Source organism: Variovorax sp. KBS0712, from assembly GCF_006323185.2.
In the GTDB taxonomy this organism is placed as follows: Bacteria; Pseudomonadota; Gammaproteobacteria; order Burkholderiales; family Burkholderiaceae_C; genus Variovorax; species Variovorax boronicumulans.
On sequence record NZ_VCCD02000001.1, the window covers coordinates 23,708 to 38,924 of the forward strand.

A 15,217-nucleotide genomic window follows, 5' to 3' on the forward strand; every position below is an offset into this window, starting at 1 on the left:
TTCGGCCGATGTTAGCCATGCTCGCCCTGTGCAGCCGCTCTTGTATTCTTGCTTCCACGCCGCGCGACGTTCATTGGCGGACTGCGCGGCCGCTTCAAGCCATGACTCCCTCTCACACCGACTTCTTCACCGACAAGGGCTATGTGCGGTTGGAAGGCTTCCATCCGCACAAGCAGATCGCGGGCCTGCGGCAGAAGCTGCTCGGTGAGATCAAGCGCCTGAAAGCCTTGTCCGGCGGAAGGAGCCTGCCCGGCGCGCTGCACAAACTCCCCGTCTTCCAGCAGATCGGCAAGCTGTCGGCGCTCGTCAAGGTGCCCGGCGTGCATGAAGCGCTGGTGACGCCGGCGCTGATCGACTGCGTCACCCGACTCGGTGGACGTGCCCCGACCGCCATCCAGGACACGCAGCTGCTGCTGTCCCCGCCCCTTCAAGGCGCCTCGACCCTCACGGGCCTGAACTGGCACGTCGACGTCTCGACCCGACCGCAAGATCCGCTGCCGGGAATCCAGGCCTTCTTCCTGATCGACGACGTGGCACCCGGCGGCGGCGCGACGCTGGCATTGGCCGGATCGCATCGCGTCGGCACACCGGGGCGGGTTGCTGCCTCCGAGCTTCGGCAGCTTCTGAAGACGACCGGCGACCTGGCGCAGAGCCTCCATCCACTGGGCCTCGGCCTCGTCGAGATGTCAGGGCGCGCAGGCGATGTCTTCCTGATGGACCTGCGCCTCTTGCACACGCCCTCCGTCAACTCGACGAAGAACGTGCGGATGATGGCGACGACGCGCTGCTTCCTGAACACCTAAGGCGAGTTCGCGAAGGGCCTCGCATCACCAAACAGGTTACCCACCGCACTGGCATCGCACCCGCCTCAGGCGTAAGCTGACCACCACCCGGCCAGCCAAGGCCATGCCGCCAAGCGGCACCCGCTGCGCCGAACTGTGCGAAAGGACCCACCATGCTGTCCGACTCGTCTGTCACGACCATGCTTCCCGTGAAGGACATGGACCGCGCGCGTGCCTTCTACGAAGGCTGCCTGGGCCTGAAGGCGGGTGGCTTGCGGCCCGACGGCAAGTTCGTCTACACGGTGGGCGGCAGCACGCTGGCACTGTTCCCCAAACCCGAGGGCACGAAGGCCGATCACACGGCGATCAGCTTCCAGGTGCCGGACATCGCCGCCAGCATCGACAAGCTCAAGCGCGCCGGCGTGGTGTTCGAGGACTACGACTTTCCCGATCTGAAGACGGTCGACCATGTCTGCGTGCTCGGTTCGGAAAAGGCGGCCTGGTTCAAGGACACGGAGGGCAACTTCCTGTGCATCCACGAGGACCTTGCGCCGGCGTAGCTGGCTCGCCGTGAGCAGCTACGGCGCCAGAGATTGGCCGTCCGGCAACTTCCGTCCCGCAGCGCGACGCGTCGAGGCGAACACGCTGGTGCCCAGCCACCGCCACAGGTCTTGCGCGTCGCACCTCGCCCCATCGACACGGATCTCGCGCGACTGAAGCGCTTGCGCAGGCGTGCGATCGCCCGTCCACACTTCGGTCAAGGCGCGCACGGAGGCATCGACCACGAGCGTCAGCTCGCGCCCCGGGTCGTCGCGGCACAGATCGGCCACGCCGTCCTCCACCACGAGCCACCACGTGCGCTCGCGCGTCCGTGCGTCGCGCAGCTGGAAGTGGATGATCACGGGTCGGGGCGGGAACTCCTGAATGCACGCGAACCGGCGCATGTCCCACATGAGCAGGCCCGCATCCAGTTCATCGTCGCGCAGGCGGCTGCCGATCCACTGCGCACCCCAATGGCCCAGCGCCATGACGATGGGTCGAAGTTCCTCGCCGGCCTCGGTGAGGCTGTATTCCCACACCTTGCCGACGGTGTTGCGGCGCACGACACCGAATTCCTCGAGGCGATGAAGCCGCTGCGCCAGCAGGCTGGTGGACATTCGCGGGACGCCGCGATGCAGGTCGTTGAAGCGTTTGCTGCCGCACAGCAACTCGCGCACGACCAGCGGCGTCCATCGCTCGCACAACACCTCGGCCCCCCTGGCGACGGTGCAGAACTGACCGTAGGTATTTTCCATCGCCTCGTCTCCAGAGCGGCAACGCTTCAGATTCTGGACTTGTTCGCCCGCCTGGTCACGCGCAAGCTGCCCCCGACTTCCTCACTCTTTTCGGAGACGACTCATGACGATCCAACTCACACGCATGGACGGCGGGACCGTGGACCTTTCGCCGGAGATCCTGCAGTCGTTCAAGGCCACGTTCAAAGGCCAGGTGCTGACCGCGGAGGACCCGGCCTACGAGGAGTCGCGCAAGGTCTGGAACGCGATGATCGATCGCCGCCCGGGCCTGGTGGCGCGCTGCACCGGCACGGTCGATGTCGTGCAGGCCGTCCGGTTCGCGCGCCAGCACGGGCTTCTGAGTTCCGTGCGCGGCGGCGGCCACAACATCGCAGGGCTTGCGGTCTGCGAGGGCGGCCTCATGATCGACATGTCGCTGCTCAGAGGCGTCTGGGTCGATCCAGCGCGCCGCACGGCGCGCGCACAAGCGGGCTGCACGCTGGGCGACGTCGACCGCGAGACACAGCTGCACGGGCTCGCCGCCGTGCTCGGTTTTGTGTCTGCCACCGGGATTGCAGGCCTCACCGTCGGCGGCGGATTCGGCTACCTCACCCGTCGCCACGGCTGGACCTGCGACAACGTGGTCTCGATGGAGGTCGTGACGGCCGGCGGCGAGGTCCTGCGTGCGTCTGCGGACGAAAACGAGGACCTGTTCTGGGCGCTGCGTGGTGGCAGCGGCAACTTCGGCATCGTCACCTCCTTCGAGTACCGGCTCTTTCCCGTCGGCCCCGAAATCCTGGGCGGTGCGATCGCATGGAGCGGCGACGACGCCCGGCAGGTTCTCGACGCCTACCGTGCGTTCAGCGCAGAGGCCCCGCGCGAACTGACCAGCGTGGCGGTTCTGCGGATCGCGCCGCCGGCCCCCTGGCTCCCGAAGGAGGTACACGGCAAGCCGATCGTGGCCATCTTCGTCTGCTACACCGGCAAGGTCGAAGAAGGAGAGGCATTGATCGCACCGCTGCGCGGGCTTGGCCAGCCAGTGGCCGACATCGTGACGCGCCGGCCCTACACGCAGATGCAGAGCCTGCTCGACGCCACGCAGCCCAAGGGACGGCGCTACTACTGGAAGTCGCACTACCTGCCAGGCATCGATCAGCGGACCATCGACCTCGCCGTGACGCATGCGGGCCGGATTCAATCGCCCCATTCGGCCATCCTCCTGTTCCAGATACAGGGTGCGCTGGGCGAGCTGCCTGCCGGGCATTCGCCGGCGGGCAACCGGGACGCGGCCTATGTGCTGAACATCGCGGGCTCCTGGGAGAAGCCGGGCGACGACCACATCCACATCCAGTGGGCGCGGGACTGCTTCGAAGCGACGCGCGCCTGCTCGACAGGCGGGGCCTACATCAACTTCCTGACGGAGGAAGAGGGTCAGGACCGCATCGAAGCCGCGTACGGCCGGTCCAACCTGGACAAACTCGCGGCGCTCAAGCGCAGGTACGACCCCGAGAACTTCTTCCGTCACACAAAGAGTGTCTCCGGCTGACCCGATCGGCGACGACTCGTTTGCTGCCCTTCAAAGGTGCATCCAGCGCGGGCGCCCGGTGACCTAGTCCCACGCAGGAAGCTGCAGCAAGGCATCCGTGGGACGGTCCAGGATGTCGACGCCGGCGAAAGCGGTCCCGCCCGGCAAGAGCCGAGCGTCGCAAATGACTTCCCAGCCGTGGTTTTCAGTGCGCCGGGCCAGGCACACCTCCTCGCCGGCCGCAAGGAGCTTGACGCATTCGCCGACGCTGACGCGCTGTGCCGTGCCAAGGGCAAATTCCGTCGAACCGAACTCCTTCTCCACGACCGGGTGAATGGCGACGAGGTCCACCTTTCCGTCCTTGAAGTGAACCGCGGTAATTGCGTGCTGGGCCATCTTCGACCTCCATTCGTGCAGAGAGAGCCCCGACAGGCCCACGCTTCGACTGTACGCCCGCAGCGGCAAGCTCTGCGTCGTCATGGCGAAAAGCCGATGCCGGCAAAGGGGGCGACTGGCTCGCCAGCCGGCGCTACAAGCTGCGGGCGATCTGCTCCCGCAGCCACCGATGCCCCGGGTCGCGATGCCGCCGCTCGTGCCACAGCATCGCCATCTCGTAGCCCGGCACCTCCAGCGGCGCCTCCACCATGCGCAGCCCCGGCGCGCCGCGCGCCAGGCGCTCGGGCAGCATGGCGACCATGTCGGTGCTGGCGAGCACGGACATCATGAAAAGAAAGTGCGGCACCGACAGCGCCACGCGCCGCGTGAGGCCCTGCGCCGCCAGTGCCTCGTCGGTGGGGCCGGCAAAGCCGCCGCCGCTGAGCGACACCACCACATGCTCCAGCGCGCAGAACTGCGCGAGCGTGGGGCGGCGCTTCAGGCGCGGGTGCCCTGCCCGTCCGGCCAGCACGTAGCGCTCGTGGAACAGCACGCGCCGGTGCAGGCCGGGTGGCGCACCGACGCTGGTGTGGAAGAACAGGTCGATCTCCGCCTGCTCGAGCTGGCGCGCCATGCGCGTCGGCACGGCCTCGACCACGGCCAGCCGGGTGTTGGGCGCGGCCGCGCGCAGGCCGGCCAGCGCGGGCAGCAGGATGGCCGACTCGGCGTAGTCGGCCGCGGCCACGCGCCAGGTGGTGGTTGCCTTGGCCGGATCGAAGGGCTGGCTGGGCGCCACCGCGCGGCCCAGCGATGCGAGGGCTTCGCGCAGCGGCTCGCGCAGTTCGTCGGCACGTGCGGTGGGCCGCATGCCGCGCTGCGCGGGCACGAGCAGCGGGTCGTCGAAGAGCTCGCGCAGCTTGGCGAGCTGCACGCTCACCGAGGGCTGCGAAAGGTTCAGGCGCTCGGCCGCGCGGGTCACGTTGCGCTCGGCCAGCAAGGTGTCGAGCGTGACCAACAGGTTGAGGTCGAGGCGGCTGAAATTGTTCATGGCGATACCTGGCATTCAAACTATTCATTTCCAATATAGCGCGGCGATCCCTAACCTGAGGGCATCTTCACTCGAACCCTTTGACACCGTGAACATCCTGCTGGTCCTTGCCCATCCCGAAGCCGCCTCGCTGAACGGCTCGCTTCATCGCTTCATGGTCGAACGCCTCACGAGCGCGGGCCACACCGTGCGCGTGTCCGACCTGTACGCGATGCGCTGGAAGCCCGCGCTCGACGCCGACGACTTTCCCGCGCGCGACACCGCCGCGCCCTTCGACCCCGTGCTCGACTCGCTGCACGCCTTCGAGGGCGGCACGCAGACCGCCGACATCGCCGCCGAGCAGGAGAAGCTGCTGTGGGCCGACACGGTGATCCTGCAGTTCCCGCTGTGGTGGTACTCGATGCCCGCCATCCTCAAGGGCTGGATCGAGCGCATCTACGCCTACGGCTTTGCCTACGGCGTGGGCGAACATTCCGATACACACTGGGGCGATCGCTTCGGCGAAGGCACGCTGGCCGGCAAGCGCGCGATGCTGGTGGTGACGACCGGCGGCTGGGCCTCGCACTACGCCCCGCGCGGCATCAACGGGCCGATGGACGACCTGCTGTTTCCCATCCACCACGGCATCCTCTACTACCCCGGCTTCGACGTGCTGCCGCCCTTCGTGGTGCACCGCACGGGCAAGGTCGATGCCACAGCCTATGCGCGCATCACCGGTGAGCTGGGCGAGCGGCTCGACACGCTGTGGAGCACCGACCCGATTGCGTTCCGCCCGCAGAACGGCGGCGACTACGACATTCCGGCGCTCACGCTGCGCGAACACATCGCGCCGGGCCGCGCGGGCTTCGGTGTGCACCGCAAAAACAGCGAATCTGAAACTTTGGTTTTCGAGCCGGGCCGCCTTTAACCACGCCGGGAACAGGTGGATTCGCGGGAGACTTCAAATCGTCGCGACAACGCAGCAAGATGCGCATCCGCCGATTCGTCCGAAGGAGCTTGTCCATGTTCGCCACGCCAGAACGCACCGTCAAGATTCCGGGCCCCGACCATGCGATCACCATCACGCCGAATCCGTTGCGCGTGGTGGTGTCGGTGGGAGGCCATGTCATTGCCAGCTCGCGCGAGGCGCTGACCTTGCGAGAGTCGCATTTCGGCACGGTGCATTACCTTCCGCGCAAGGACGTGCGCATGTCGCTGCTGGAGCGCACCACGCATGCGACCTACTGCCCGTACAAGGGCGAGTGCGCCTACTACAGCATTCCAGCCGGCGGCGAGCGCTCGGTGAATGCCGTGTGGACCTACGAGTCACCCTACGAATCGGTCGCGCCGATCAAGGACTACGTGGCCTTCTATCCGGACCGCGTGGGCACGATCGAAGAACGCTGCTTCTGACAACCGCCCCGCCCCGTTCGTGAAAAAACCGGCCCTTGCTTTCGCAAGGCCGGTTTTTCTTTCCCTGGCCCGTCGACACCCGCCCCGTGGGGCCGAGTGCGCGTGCCTGCCTGTCAGATCGATCGATTACAGCGGCAGTGCCTCGCCGCGAGCGGCGGCACGGGCCTCGGCGCGCACGCTGGCGCGGTCCAGGCCGCTGGCCAGCACCGGGGCCACGCGGGAGGTCACGGCCTCGCTGTAGGGGTTCTCGCTGCGAGCGGCCACCACGGCCTGGGCGCGCACGGCGTCGCGGCTTACGGTCGACACGAACACCTGGGCGGGGCCTGCCTCGGCGCCGGTGGCATAGGGGTCGGCGCTGTGCGCGGCCACGACAGCTTGTGCGGCGACGTCGGCGCGGCTGGCGGCCGAGGTCAGGCGATGCACGCCTTCGTAGGTTTCAGCGTGGGCGGCACCGGCGACGGCCATCAGGGCAACAGCAACGGCGGAGAGGATCTTCGAGGCGTTCATGGCGGTTTCCTTCTTCAATTCAGTTCAGTAGTACAAGTGTTGGCTTGGATGGTTTGAACCGGTCTTGGGTGGGTCACCGTCCCTCTTCTTGAAGGGCGGCCAACTCGCTCGGGGCCTGTTCATCCGGACCGGCTTTTGGGGGCCGGTCCGTGAGATGAATTGTGCGGCGTGATTTAGGTAAAAACCCGCAGCAAAAAGAACCACGGCGTTCCCGAAAAGGAAACAATGCGGCGCGCCGGCGCGGCCATCAGCCCCAGGTCAGCGGGTCGAGCCGAAGATAGAAATCGAGCCGGCCGTCGTCGGGCGCGTCGATGCCCAACTGCGCGAAGAGCAAGGCATGCGCGGCGCGCGCGTCGGCCGCATCGCGCCAGCTCTCGCGCGCATTGCCCAGCAGCAGCGACAGGTCGACATACCGGTCCGCCGTGCCCAGCCGCCCCACGTCGATGAGGCCGGTGCATTGCAGCGTCTGTGGGTCGACAAGGAAGTTCGGCAGGCAGGCATCGCCGTGGCACACGACGCAGTCTTGCGCTTCCTGCGCGAGCCGGTGCTGCAGGTCGGCGTGCAGCCGCGCCAGCAGCAATGGCGGCGGCACGTCCTGCTGGTCGGGGTCGAGGAACTCGGGGTTCACCGCACCGCGTGCGACGACATCGGCGGCGCGGTCGAACATCGCCGACAGCGGGCGCGCAAACGGGCACTCGCCCGCCGGAATCTCATGCAGTGCGCGCAGGCGCCGCGCCATCGACGGCCAGGCACGCAGCAGCTCGGCCGCCGGCAGGTCGCTGGCCGGCACGCCCGGCACCGCGGCCGTGACCAGGCAGGCACCCTCGGGCGTCGCGCGCCAGTCGAGCACGCGCGCGGAGCCGACCTTGTACGGCGCGAGCCACTCGGTGCGCCGGCGTTCCTCGTCGAGCTTCCCGACACCCGCACCGAGCGACACCTTCGCGAAGGCCGCGCCGTCGCTGCGGCGGAACACCGCATCGCCCGACTCGCCCTCGCTGGCCGGTGTCCACGTCGTGCCGGCGGGCAACCGGGGCAGCAGCTGTTCGATCGTGCCCATGCCTCAGTGCCCCACCGACTTCGAGAACACGTTGACCACCACCACGCCCGCGATGATCAGCCCGAGCCCGACGATGGCCGGCGCATCGAGCGTCTGGCCGAACCAGAGCCAGCTCACCACCGAGATCAGCACGATGCCCACGCCCGACCAGATCGCGTAGGCGATGCCGGTGGGCAGCACGCGCAGCGCAAGCGAGAGAAAGTAGAACGACACGGCGTAGCCCACCACCGTGGCCACGCTGGGCCAGAGCTGGGTGAAGCTGTCCGAGGCCTTGAGGAAGCTGGTCGCGAGCACTTCGACGACGATCGCGACAGCGAGGTATGCATAGGTCAGGGTCATCGCCGGACTCTAAACGCGCCCGGCGCGGCAGGCGTCGGAACCCTTGCGCGACCCGGGGCCGCTCAGGGCGGCAGCAGCAACGGTCCGCAGTTGGTATCGGTGACGAACACCGCCATCAGCTTCGCGGGCTTCACCGGGTCGGGGTTCTCCGCGAACATGTGCAGCGTGTTCGGTGGCTCGAAGAAGGTCTCGCCGCTCTTGAAAGTGCCCACCGGGCCGCCGCCCAGTTGCGAGCGGATGGTGCCCTCGACAATGATCGCGGTCACCGAGCCCGGGTGCCGGTGCGCGGGCGAATAGGCCAGCGGCGGAAAGTCGACGAGCACCGTCGTCACCGACTTGCCGGGCACGTGCGGCAGTGCCTCGCACGACAGCACCTTGACCTGCGTCGCGGGCCGCGCTGTCGCCTCCGAGCCCGCAGGCACGGGGGCGGACGCGAACATCGGCCGCGCCACCGAACTGCACACGTCGGCGAACCACTGCACGGCCTCCTGCTGGCCGGCGCGCGGCATCAGCACCCAGCCGGCAGCGAGCACCAGCGACAGCCCTGCAAGACCCGCGCCGATCGACGGCGTGCGATGCCAGCGTGCGGCCTTCATGACGCGACCTCCTGCGACGACCGCAGCGCCGCATGCCACGCCAGTTCGCGCCTTGCCTTCTCGCTGCTGACCTCGGCGCTGTCCTCCGCGATGTTGAAGATGCCGCCGCGCGCATGCCGCATCGCGAGCAGCGCCGCCCAGGCCGCGGCCTCGACATGCACCGGGCTCGCGCCCTTCGGTGCCGCGTTCGAGGTGCCCGGCCCATGCAGCTGCCCGTAGCGCAGCACCGTGCCCGTGAGGCCGACGGCACCCAGCACGCTGCGCTCCAGCGCCGCCACGCCGTCGATGCTGATGCGGCGACCGCCCTCGGCCCCGAGGTCGAGCGGGTCGTCCTCGGTGTGCGGCGTCGGCCCGGGCGCGTAGGCCCAGGCGATGCTCTGCGCAATCAGCTGCTTCGCACCGGCCGCCAGCGCCGCCGCCACGAGGTGCCGCGTGCCCTCGATGCGCACGCGCGCATTGCGCACCACCGCCTCGGCCATGAGCGCCGGGTCCAGGTCCCGGGGCAGATCGGTGAGCTGGTGGATGACGACCGTGGGCGCGATGCGCACCAGCGCGTCGCGCAAGGCCTGCGCGTCGAACACGTCGACGACGACCGGCGTGGCGCCGCGTGCCTCCAGCGCCGCAGCACGCTCGGCGCGGCGGGTGGCGCCGTACACCGTGTGACCGGCCTCGACCAGCAGCGGAATCAACGCCGAGCCCACGGCCCCGGTCGCGCCCGCCACGAATACCTTCTCGCCCATTGCGTGTCCTTCTTTCCTGCTGGCTGTTCGAAGGCTCGAGCTTAGGATCGCGATGCACCAGACGAAAGAACCAAGAATCGTCAAAATTAATGGGCCATGATCGAACCGCCAGACAACGCCCTCCCCGGCATCGACCGCTCGACCGCGACTCCGCTGCATCGCCAGGTCTATGAGCGCTTTCGCACAGCCATCGAACACGGCGTGCTTCGCCCCGGCGACCGCGTGGCCTCGGCGCGCAGCCTGGCCAGCGAGCTGGGCGTGGCGCGCGGCACGGTGGAAACGGCCTACAGCCAGCTCGCGGGCGAAGGCTATTTCTGCGCGCAGGGACAGGCGGGCACGGTGGTGTCGCCGTCGCTGCCGGTGCAGCGGCCAGTGCGCGCCGGTTCGCGCCCCGTCGCGGACGCGCCGGCCCTGGCCGGCCCCATCGCCCCGCCACCGCTGCAACTCGGCATCCCGGCACTCGATGCCTTTCCGCGCAAGCTCTGGGCGCGGCTGATGGCCCGCCGTGCGCGCGCCATGGGCGCGGCCGACCTGTTCTACGGCGACCCCGCAGGCCATGCGCCGCTGCGCGAGGCCATCGCGGCCTACCTGCGGGTGTCGCGTGGCGTGGCCTGCCAGCCGGCGCAGGTCTTCGTCACCGGTGGCTACCGCGCGTCGCTGGCGCTGGTGGCACGCACGCTGCTCGCCCGGGACGACCGCGTGTGGATCGAAGACCCGGGGTACGCGCCCACGCGCGACGTGCTGCACAGCGCCGGCCACCGCATCGTGCCCGTGCCGGTGGACGACGAAGGCCTGGTGGTCGCGCGCGGCGTGCGCCGCTCGCCGAAGGCGCGCATGGCGGTCGTCACGCCCTCGCACCAGGCGCCGCTGGGGGTGTCGATGTCGCTGGCGCGCCGGCTGCAGCTGCTCGACTGGGCCTCGCGCGCCAAGGCCTGGATCGTCGAGGACGACTACGACGGCGAGTACCGCTACGCCGGCGCACCGCTGCCCGCGCTCAAGAGCCTCGACGGACACGACCGCGTGCTGTACGCGGGCAGCTTCTCCAAGGTGCTCTACCCGGGCCTCGCGCTGGGCTACCTGGTGGTGCCCGAATCGCTGCGTGAACGCTTCGAGGACGCGGCGCGCATCGCGTCCAACGGCTGCCCGCAGATCACGCAGGCCACGGTGGCCGACTTCATGCGCGACGGCCATTTCTCGCGCCACCTGAAGAAGATGCGCCTGCTCTACGCGCGCCGCCGCGCCCTGCTGGTCGAGGCCTTGCACAGGGCCTTCGGCGACGGCGTGCGCATCGACCTGCAGGCCGGCGGCATGCACCTGATCGCGCGCTTCGAAGGGCACCGCGACAGCGACGTGGTGCTGGCCCGCCGCGCACAGGCGGCCGGCCTGAACTGCCAGCCGCTGTCGGCCCGGGGCACCACGTCCGTTGAAAGCCAGGGGCTGCTGATGGGCTTCACCAACGTCGCCTCGCCCACCCAGGCGCGCCAGCTCGCGACCCGGCTGCGCGCGGCGTTGGGCTGAAGCTCAGGCGCGCAGATCGACTTCGGGCCGCATCGACGACGCGCCGTTCCAGCGCACCTCGAAGCCCGCGCCGCGAAACTGGCCGACCACCAGTTCGCCGACGCGCTGCATGTCGGCATCGCCGCCTTCGGGCGCACCCCAGAACGCGAGCGAGAGCTGGCTGGTGCGCTTGGCGCGGTTCTGGTCCTGCCGCGTGTAGAAGCAGAAGCCGTGCACGCCGGCCTTCTTGCCGCCACGTTCGCGGAACGCTTCGGAGCAATCGGAGAAGCCATCGGACTGCGTGTCGCCCGCGTCCTGCAGCGCGACCAGGCCCGCCTGCGTCAGTGCGGCGAACACCTCGGCGATGCGTGCCTCGGCGGCGCGCCACTGCGCGGCGCTCATCTTCACCGGGTCGGGCTCGGGCGGTGGCGGCTCAGGCAGCGCGTGGCCGGTGATGCGCGACAGCAGCTGCGCAACCTCTTCCTCCATCGCGTTCTCCGTGATGTGGTTGCCGTGGCTGTCGCGCACGTCGGGGTTGGCACCCGCGTCGACGAGCAGTTGCACCGGCTCCGTGGTCGGCGAGAACTCGGCCGTGAGGTACAGCGCGGTGCGGCCATCGGTGCCGATGTATTCGAGCGGGCTGCCGGCCTCGAGCAGCAGTTGCAGCACGGCGAGGATCGGCTCGAGCTCGGATTCGTTCGTGCCCATCGCGGCGCACTGCAGCGCGGTGAAGCCCTGCTTGTTCACCGCGGCCATGTCAGCCCCGGCCGCGATGCAGGCGCGCACCGTGTCGACATCGGCTTCGCGCGCCGCGTCGAAGATCTTCTTCGGATTCATGGCATCTCCCTGTTGGTTTTTGGATTCTGCCCCAGGCGCCTTGCACTTCACAGACCGCGCGAACCTCGCTACATTCGACGCCTCGATCAACAAACCGGACTGGAGGTGCGCGATGGAAGACACTGCTATTCACTCTCCCTCCCACGTACGGTTCGTCGGGTCGCATCCGAACTGCTGCTGAAGCGCTCCCCGCGCACCCGGTGCCGCTGAAGGCACCACCAGCCAGCCCGTTCGACCCTCGCGGTGTCCTGCCGCGACACGCCGTCCGATTCAGACAAACAACGCCACGCCGGCACACGAGTGCCGTGCGCGGTCTGTTCCCTTTTCGAATCAAGGCTCACCATGCTTGAAACCCGTGCCGCCGATGCGCGGCAGTTCACGACTTCTCCTTTCGATCCACAGCGGGCGTCCGCTGAAGAATGGGCGCAGGCGCTGGCCTACTGGCGCCAGCGCCACGACGAAGACTTTCCGGGCGAACCGCAGCCCGACGACGCCCACACCCAGCAGAACGTGCAACAGCACACGCCGCTGCATGTGGTGCACCGCGCCTTCGCGCGGGACGCACAGGGGCGCATCGTCGGCAGCCTCAACATGGGCATGCGCCGCGAAGGCTCGCCCGACTACGCGACCTTCGCGCCTTTCATCGACGTGTGGGGCGGCGTGCTGCGATCGCACCAACGCCAGGGCGTGGCCAGCACCTTGCTGCACCGGCTGCTGGCGCTGATGGAGACGCGCGACCCCACCACCGCGACCTTCAAGACCCACTTGCCGGAAGGCCGGGCGTTCCTCGCGGCCATCGGTGCGACCGAAAAGCACCGCAGCATCGAGAACCGCATGGCCTTCGACAGCCTCGACTGGTCGGCGCTCGCACGCTGGCGCGCCGACGCCCTCGCGCCCACGCACGGGCTGCGCCTGGAGATCCACGCAGGCCGCGTCCCCTTCGATCGGCTGGCCACGCTGATGGCGCCGCTGTCCGCGCTGCTCGAAGACGCGCCCACCAGCGCGCTGGAACGCGCGCCCCTGCGCTTCGAGCTGGAAGGCTTCCACGCCTGGTACGCCGAAATCGACCGGCGCGGTGGCGAGCACTTTCTCGTGCTGCTGCGCGATGCCAACGACGAGGTGGCCGCCGTATGCGACGCCAGCTGGAACCAGCTGTACCCCGACCGCATGTTCCAGCGCCTCACCGGGGTTGCCCGCCATTGGCGCGGCAAGGGACTGGCCAAGGGCGTGAAGGCGATCATGTTGCAGCTCGTGCGCGAACGGCATCCCGAGGTGGCGATCGCCGTCACGCAGAACGCGGAAGTCAATGCGCCCATGCTCGCCATCAACCGCCAGCTGGGCTTTGCCGCGCACAGGCATGATGGCGCCTACCAGATCGGCACGGAAAGCCTGAGGGCCTTCCTCTCGACCCGCCCCCTGGCTGTGCCGGAGGCGCACGCATGAAGACACCCCCCAGACTGCAATCCCTCGTCGACGAAGGGCTGATCGACAGCGTCGTGCGCCAGCTCATGAGCGGCAAGGAAGCCATGGTCTACGTCGTGCGCTGCGGCGAAGAAACGCGCTGCGCCAAGATCTACAAGGAAGCCGACAAGCGCAGCTTCCGCCAGGCCGTCGACTACACCGAGAACCGGCGCGTGAAGAACACCCGCGAGGCGCGCGCCATGGCCAAGGGCACGCGCTTCGGGCGCAAGGTGACCGAGGCCATCTGGCAAAGCGCCGAGGTCGACGCGCTCTACCGCCTGGCCGCGGCCGGCGTGCGCGTGCCCACGCCGCACAACTTCCTCGAAGGCGTGCTGCTCATGGACCTGGTGACCGACGCGAACGGCGACGCCGCCCCGCGCCTGAACGACGTGGCCTTCTCGCCCGACGATGCGCTGCGCCACCACGCGAGCCTGCTCAAGGAAGTGATGCGCATGCTCTGCGCCGGCATCGTGCACGGCGACCTGTCGGAGTTCAACGTGCTGCTGGCCGAAGACGGCCCAGTGATCATCGACCTGCCGCAGGCGGTGGACGCGGCCGGCAACAACCACGCCAAGCGCATGCTGCTGCGCGACGTGGAGAACCTGCGCAACTTCTTCGGTCAGTACGCGCCCGCGCTGCTGCAGACGCACTACGGCGACGAGATCTGGCAGCTCTACGAGCGCGGCCTGCTGCGGCCCGAGACCGAGCTCACGGGCACCTTCGTGCGCGAGACCGGCCCGGTCGATCTCAGCAACGTGCTGCGCGAAGTGGACGACGCACGGGCGGAAGAAGCGGCGCGCCAGCTGCGGATGCAAGCGCCGCGACAATAGCGGGCTGACTCCGCCCGCCCCGATGACTTCCAACGCCCTGCCCCAGCGCCCACCCTTTTCAACCGCCTTCCGCCACATCGCCCGGGCTGCGGCCTTCGTGGCACTGGGCCTCGGCCCGGCCGCGCACGCCGGCGCCATCCGGCTGGAAGACGACCGGGGCCGGGTGCTCGAGCTGCAGGCGCCCGCCAGGCGCATCGTGTCGCTGATGCCCTCGCTCACCGAGACGGTCTGTGCGCTCGACGCCTGCGACCGGCTCGTGGGCATCGACCGCCACGCCAACTGGCCGGCGGCGGTGAAGGGCCTGCCGCAGGTCGGCGGCATGGACGACGCGAACATCGAGCGCATCGTCGCGCTCAAGCCCGACCTCGTGCTGCTGCGCCCGCGCAGCCGCGCCGCCGAAGCGCTGGAGCGCCTGGGCATCAAGGTGCTGGCGCTCGACGCCAAGACCCATGCCGACATGCGCCGCGTGATGGAAACCGTGGCCCGCGCCACCGGCAAGCCGGGCGCGGGCGAGGCCTTCTGGCGCAGCCTCGATGCCCGGCTGAACGCAGCGCGCGCCCGCGTGCCGCTGAACTGGCAGGGGCGGCGCGTGTACTTCGAGGTGCACGGCGGCGTGGCGGCGGCGAGCGAAAGCTCCTTCATCGGCGAGACCCTGGCGCGCCTGGGCCTGGCCAACGCGGTGCCGGGCTCGCTCGGCCCCTTCCCCAGGATGAACCCCGAGTTCGTGGTGCGCGCCAACCCCGACGTGCTGATGGTCTCGGCCCTCGGCGAAATCTCGGCCATGGCGGGGCGCCCCGGCTGGTCGGCCATGTCGGCCATCCAGCGCGGGCGCGTCTGCAGCTTTGCCTCGGCGCGCTTCGACCTGATGATGCGGCCCGGCCCCCGGCTGGACGAGGCGGCCGATGCCATCGTGAATTGCCTTGCGTCGCTGGATGCGCCGCGCAACTGACTCGCACA

General features: G+C 69.0%; 18 protein-coding genes. 9 read left to right on the top strand and 9 right to left on the bottom strand.

Translation table 11 applies throughout. The annotated features are described in order from the left end of the window. The first annotated feature begins 8 nt into the window (after nucleotides 1-8). Nucleotides 9-803 carry a phytanoyl-CoA dioxygenase family protein gene (locus FFI97_RS00145; RefSeq protein ID WP_260684858.1) on the top strand — a complete coding sequence of 265 codons (795 nt, stop codon included), beginning with the start codon at nucleotides 9-11 and terminating at the stop codon, nucleotides 801-803. Nucleotides 804-955: 152 nt separating this feature from the next. Continuing rightward, nucleotides 956-1,342, top strand: a complete 387-nt coding sequence (locus FFI97_RS00150; RefSeq protein ID WP_095745770.1) for a VOC family protein — start codon at nucleotides 956-958, stop codon at nucleotides 1,340-1,342. An 18-nt stretch (nucleotides 1,343-1,360) separates the two neighbouring features. Here FFI97_RS00150 and FFI97_RS00155 read toward each other — a convergent pair whose 3' ends face one another. Continuing rightward, nucleotides 1,361-2,077, bottom strand: a complete 717-nt coding sequence (locus tag FFI97_RS00155; RefSeq protein ID WP_095745771.1) for a winged helix-turn-helix transcriptional regulator — start codon at nucleotides 2,075-2,077, stop codon at nucleotides 1,361-1,363. 103 nt (nucleotides 2,078-2,180) lie between these two features. Here FFI97_RS00155 and FFI97_RS00160 point away from each other — a divergent pair, with 103 nt between their 5' ends. Further along, nucleotides 2,181-3,602: an FAD-binding oxidoreductase gene (locus FFI97_RS00160; protein WP_144004322.1), complete on the top strand. Its 1,422-nt coding sequence runs from the start codon at nucleotides 2,181-2,183 to the stop codon at nucleotides 3,600-3,602. 63 nt (nucleotides 3,603-3,665) lie between these two features. Here FFI97_RS00160 and FFI97_RS00165 read toward each other — a convergent pair whose 3' ends face one another. Next, nucleotides 3,666-4,061 (bottom strand): hypothetical protein, encoded by a 396-nt coding sequence (locus FFI97_RS00165; RefSeq protein WP_260684859.1) that lies wholly within the window; start codon nucleotides 4,059-4,061, stop codon nucleotides 3,666-3,668. A gap of 49 nt (nucleotides 4,062-4,110) precedes the next feature. Further along, nucleotides 4,111-5,004, bottom strand: coding sequence for a LysR family transcriptional regulator (locus tag FFI97_RS00170; protein ID WP_139703065.1), 894 nt, complete (start codon nucleotides 5,002-5,004; stop codon nucleotides 4,111-4,113). 88 nt (nucleotides 5,005-5,092) lie between these two features. Between FFI97_RS00170 and FFI97_RS00175 the strand changes: the two genes are divergently transcribed. After that, a complete protein-coding gene (locus tag FFI97_RS00175; protein ID WP_139703066.1) occupies nucleotides 5,093-5,911 on the top strand; it encodes an NAD(P)H-dependent oxidoreductase in 819 nt (272 codons plus the stop codon). Nucleotides 5,912-6,006: 95 nt separating this feature from the next. Beyond that, nucleotides 6,007-6,396, top strand: coding sequence for a DUF427 domain-containing protein (locus tag FFI97_RS00180; protein ID WP_062481469.1), 390 nt, complete (start codon nucleotides 6,007-6,009; stop codon nucleotides 6,394-6,396). A 126-nt stretch (nucleotides 6,397-6,522) separates the two neighbouring features. Here the strand turns inward: FFI97_RS00180 and FFI97_RS00185 are convergent, their stop codons facing one another. The 5 genes from FFI97_RS00185 to FFI97_RS00205 all read right to left on the bottom strand — a co-directional run bounded on the left by FFI97_RS00185 (nucleotide 6,523) and on the right by FFI97_RS00205 (nucleotide 9,635). After that, nucleotides 6,523-6,903: a helicase SNF2 gene (locus tag FFI97_RS00185; protein ID WP_095947133.1), complete on the bottom strand. Its 381-nt coding sequence runs from the start codon at nucleotides 6,901-6,903 to the stop codon at nucleotides 6,523-6,525. A 247-nt stretch (nucleotides 6,904-7,150) separates the two neighbouring features. Next, the gene (locus FFI97_RS00190) at nucleotides 7,151-7,960 is read right to left on the bottom strand and encodes an APH(3'') family aminoglycoside O-phosphotransferase (RefSeq protein WP_139703067.1); all 810 of its coding nucleotides are present in this window, start codon (nucleotides 7,958-7,960) and stop codon (nucleotides 7,151-7,153) included. Between the two features lie 3 nt (nucleotides 7,961-7,963). After that, on the bottom strand, nucleotides 7,964-8,299 hold the full coding sequence (locus FFI97_RS00195) for an SMR family transporter (protein WP_062481473.1): 336 nt from the start codon (nucleotides 8,297-8,299) through the stop codon (nucleotides 7,964-7,966). A 62-nt stretch (nucleotides 8,300-8,361) separates the two neighbouring features. Further along, complete coding sequence (locus tag FFI97_RS00200) at nucleotides 8,362-8,895, bottom strand: cupin domain-containing protein (protein ID WP_139703068.1); 534 nt, start codon at nucleotides 8,893-8,895, stop codon at nucleotides 8,362-8,364. Beyond that, complete coding sequence (locus FFI97_RS00205; protein WP_139703069.1) at nucleotides 8,892-9,635, bottom strand: NAD-dependent epimerase/dehydratase family protein; 744 nt, start codon at nucleotides 9,633-9,635, stop codon at nucleotides 8,892-8,894. The genes FFI97_RS00200 and FFI97_RS00205 overlap by 4 nt, the downstream gene beginning before the upstream one ends. A 96-nt stretch (nucleotides 9,636-9,731) precedes the next feature. Between FFI97_RS00205 and FFI97_RS00210 the strand changes: the two genes are divergently transcribed. Then, the gene (locus FFI97_RS00210) at nucleotides 9,732-11,153 is read left to right on the top strand and encodes a PLP-dependent aminotransferase family protein (protein WP_139703070.1); all 1,422 of its coding nucleotides are present in this window, start codon (nucleotides 9,732-9,734) and stop codon (nucleotides 11,151-11,153) included. Between the two features lie 3 nt (nucleotides 11,154-11,156). Here FFI97_RS00210 and FFI97_RS00215 read toward each other — a convergent pair whose 3' ends face one another. Next, nucleotides 11,157-11,969 (bottom strand): ankyrin repeat domain-containing protein, encoded by an 813-nt coding sequence (locus FFI97_RS00215; RefSeq protein ID WP_139703071.1) that lies wholly within the window; start codon nucleotides 11,967-11,969, stop codon nucleotides 11,157-11,159. A 342-nt stretch (nucleotides 11,970-12,311) separates the two neighbouring features. Between FFI97_RS00215 and FFI97_RS00220 the strand changes: the two genes are divergently transcribed. The 3 genes from FFI97_RS00220 to FFI97_RS00230 are packed head-to-tail and all read left to right on the top strand — an operon-like array spanning nucleotide 12,312 to nucleotide 15,209. Then, on the top strand, nucleotides 12,312-13,412 hold the full coding sequence (locus FFI97_RS00220; protein ID WP_139703072.1) for an N-acetyltransferase: 1,101 nt from the start codon (nucleotides 12,312-12,314) through the stop codon (nucleotides 13,410-13,412). Beyond that, entirely contained in the window at nucleotides 13,409-14,260 is an 852-nt protein-coding gene (locus FFI97_RS00225) for a PA4780 family RIO1-like protein kinase (RefSeq protein WP_070061104.1), read from the top strand. The genes FFI97_RS00220 and FFI97_RS00225 overlap by 4 nt, the downstream gene beginning before the upstream one ends. Nucleotides 14,261-14,282: 22 nt before the next feature. Beyond that, nucleotides 14,283-15,209, top strand: a complete 927-nt coding sequence (locus tag FFI97_RS00230) for an ABC transporter substrate-binding protein (protein ID WP_139703073.1) — start codon at nucleotides 14,283-14,285, stop codon at nucleotides 15,207-15,209. Nucleotides 15,210-15,217 lie beyond the last annotated feature (8 nt).

What these genes read in the sequence shown, in the direction of transcription:
- FFI97_RS00160 (WP_144004322.1), top strand. Translation starts at nt 2,181, where the DNA reads ATGACGATCCAACTCACACGCATGGACGGCGGGACCGTGGACCTTTCG.
- FFI97_RS00190 (WP_139703067.1), bottom strand. Translation starts at nt 7,960, where the DNA reads ATGGGCACGATCGAACAGCTGCTGCCCCGGTTGCCCGCCGGCACGACG.
- FFI97_RS00145 (WP_260684858.1), top strand. Translation starts at nt 9, where the DNA reads ATGTTAGCCATGCTCGCCCTGTGCAGCCGCTCTTGTATTCTTGCTTCC.
- FFI97_RS00205 (WP_139703069.1), bottom strand. Translation starts at nt 9,635, where the DNA reads ATGGGCGAGAAGGTATTCGTGGCGGGCGCGACCGGGGCCGTGGGCTCG.
- FFI97_RS00180 (WP_062481469.1), top strand. Translation starts at nt 6,007, where the DNA reads ATGTTCGCCACGCCAGAACGCACCGTCAAGATTCCGGGCCCCGACCAT.
- FFI97_RS00215 (WP_139703071.1), bottom strand. Translation starts at nt 11,969, where the DNA reads ATGAATCCGAAGAAGATCTTCGACGCGGCGCGCGAAGCCGATGTCGAC.
- FFI97_RS00200 (WP_139703068.1), bottom strand. Translation starts at nt 8,895, where the DNA reads ATGAAGGCCGCACGCTGGCATCGCACGCCGTCGATCGGCGCGGGTCTT.
- FFI97_RS00230 (WP_139703073.1), top strand. Translation starts at nt 14,283, where the DNA reads ATGACTTCCAACGCCCTGCCCCAGCGCCCACCCTTTTCAACCGCCTTC.
- FFI97_RS00210 (WP_139703070.1), top strand. Translation starts at nt 9,732, where the DNA reads ATGATCGAACCGCCAGACAACGCCCTCCCCGGCATCGACCGCTCGACC.
- FFI97_RS00150 (WP_095745770.1), top strand. Translation starts at nt 956, where the DNA reads ATGCTGTCCGACTCGTCTGTCACGACCATGCTTCCCGTGAAGGACATG.
- FFI97_RS00225 (WP_070061104.1), top strand. Translation starts at nt 13,409, where the DNA reads ATGAAGACACCCCCCAGACTGCAATCCCTCGTCGACGAAGGGCTGATC.
- FFI97_RS00165 (WP_260684859.1), bottom strand. Translation starts at nt 4,061, where the DNA reads ATGACGACGCAGAGCTTGCCGCTGCGGGCGTACAGTCGAAGCGTGGGC.
- FFI97_RS00170 (WP_139703065.1), bottom strand. Translation starts at nt 5,004, where the DNA reads ATGAACAATTTCAGCCGCCTCGACCTCAACCTGTTGGTCACGCTCGAC.
- FFI97_RS00220 (WP_139703072.1), top strand. Translation starts at nt 12,312, where the DNA reads ATGCTTGAAACCCGTGCCGCCGATGCGCGGCAGTTCACGACTTCTCCT.
- FFI97_RS00195 (WP_062481473.1), bottom strand. Translation starts at nt 8,299, where the DNA reads ATGACCCTGACCTATGCATACCTCGCTGTCGCGATCGTCGTCGAAGTG.
- FFI97_RS00185 (WP_095947133.1), bottom strand. Translation starts at nt 6,903, where the DNA reads ATGAACGCCTCGAAGATCCTCTCCGCCGTTGCTGTTGCCCTGATGGCC.
- FFI97_RS00155 (WP_095745771.1), bottom strand. Translation starts at nt 2,077, where the DNA reads ATGGAAAATACCTACGGTCAGTTCTGCACCGTCGCCAGGGGGGCCGAG.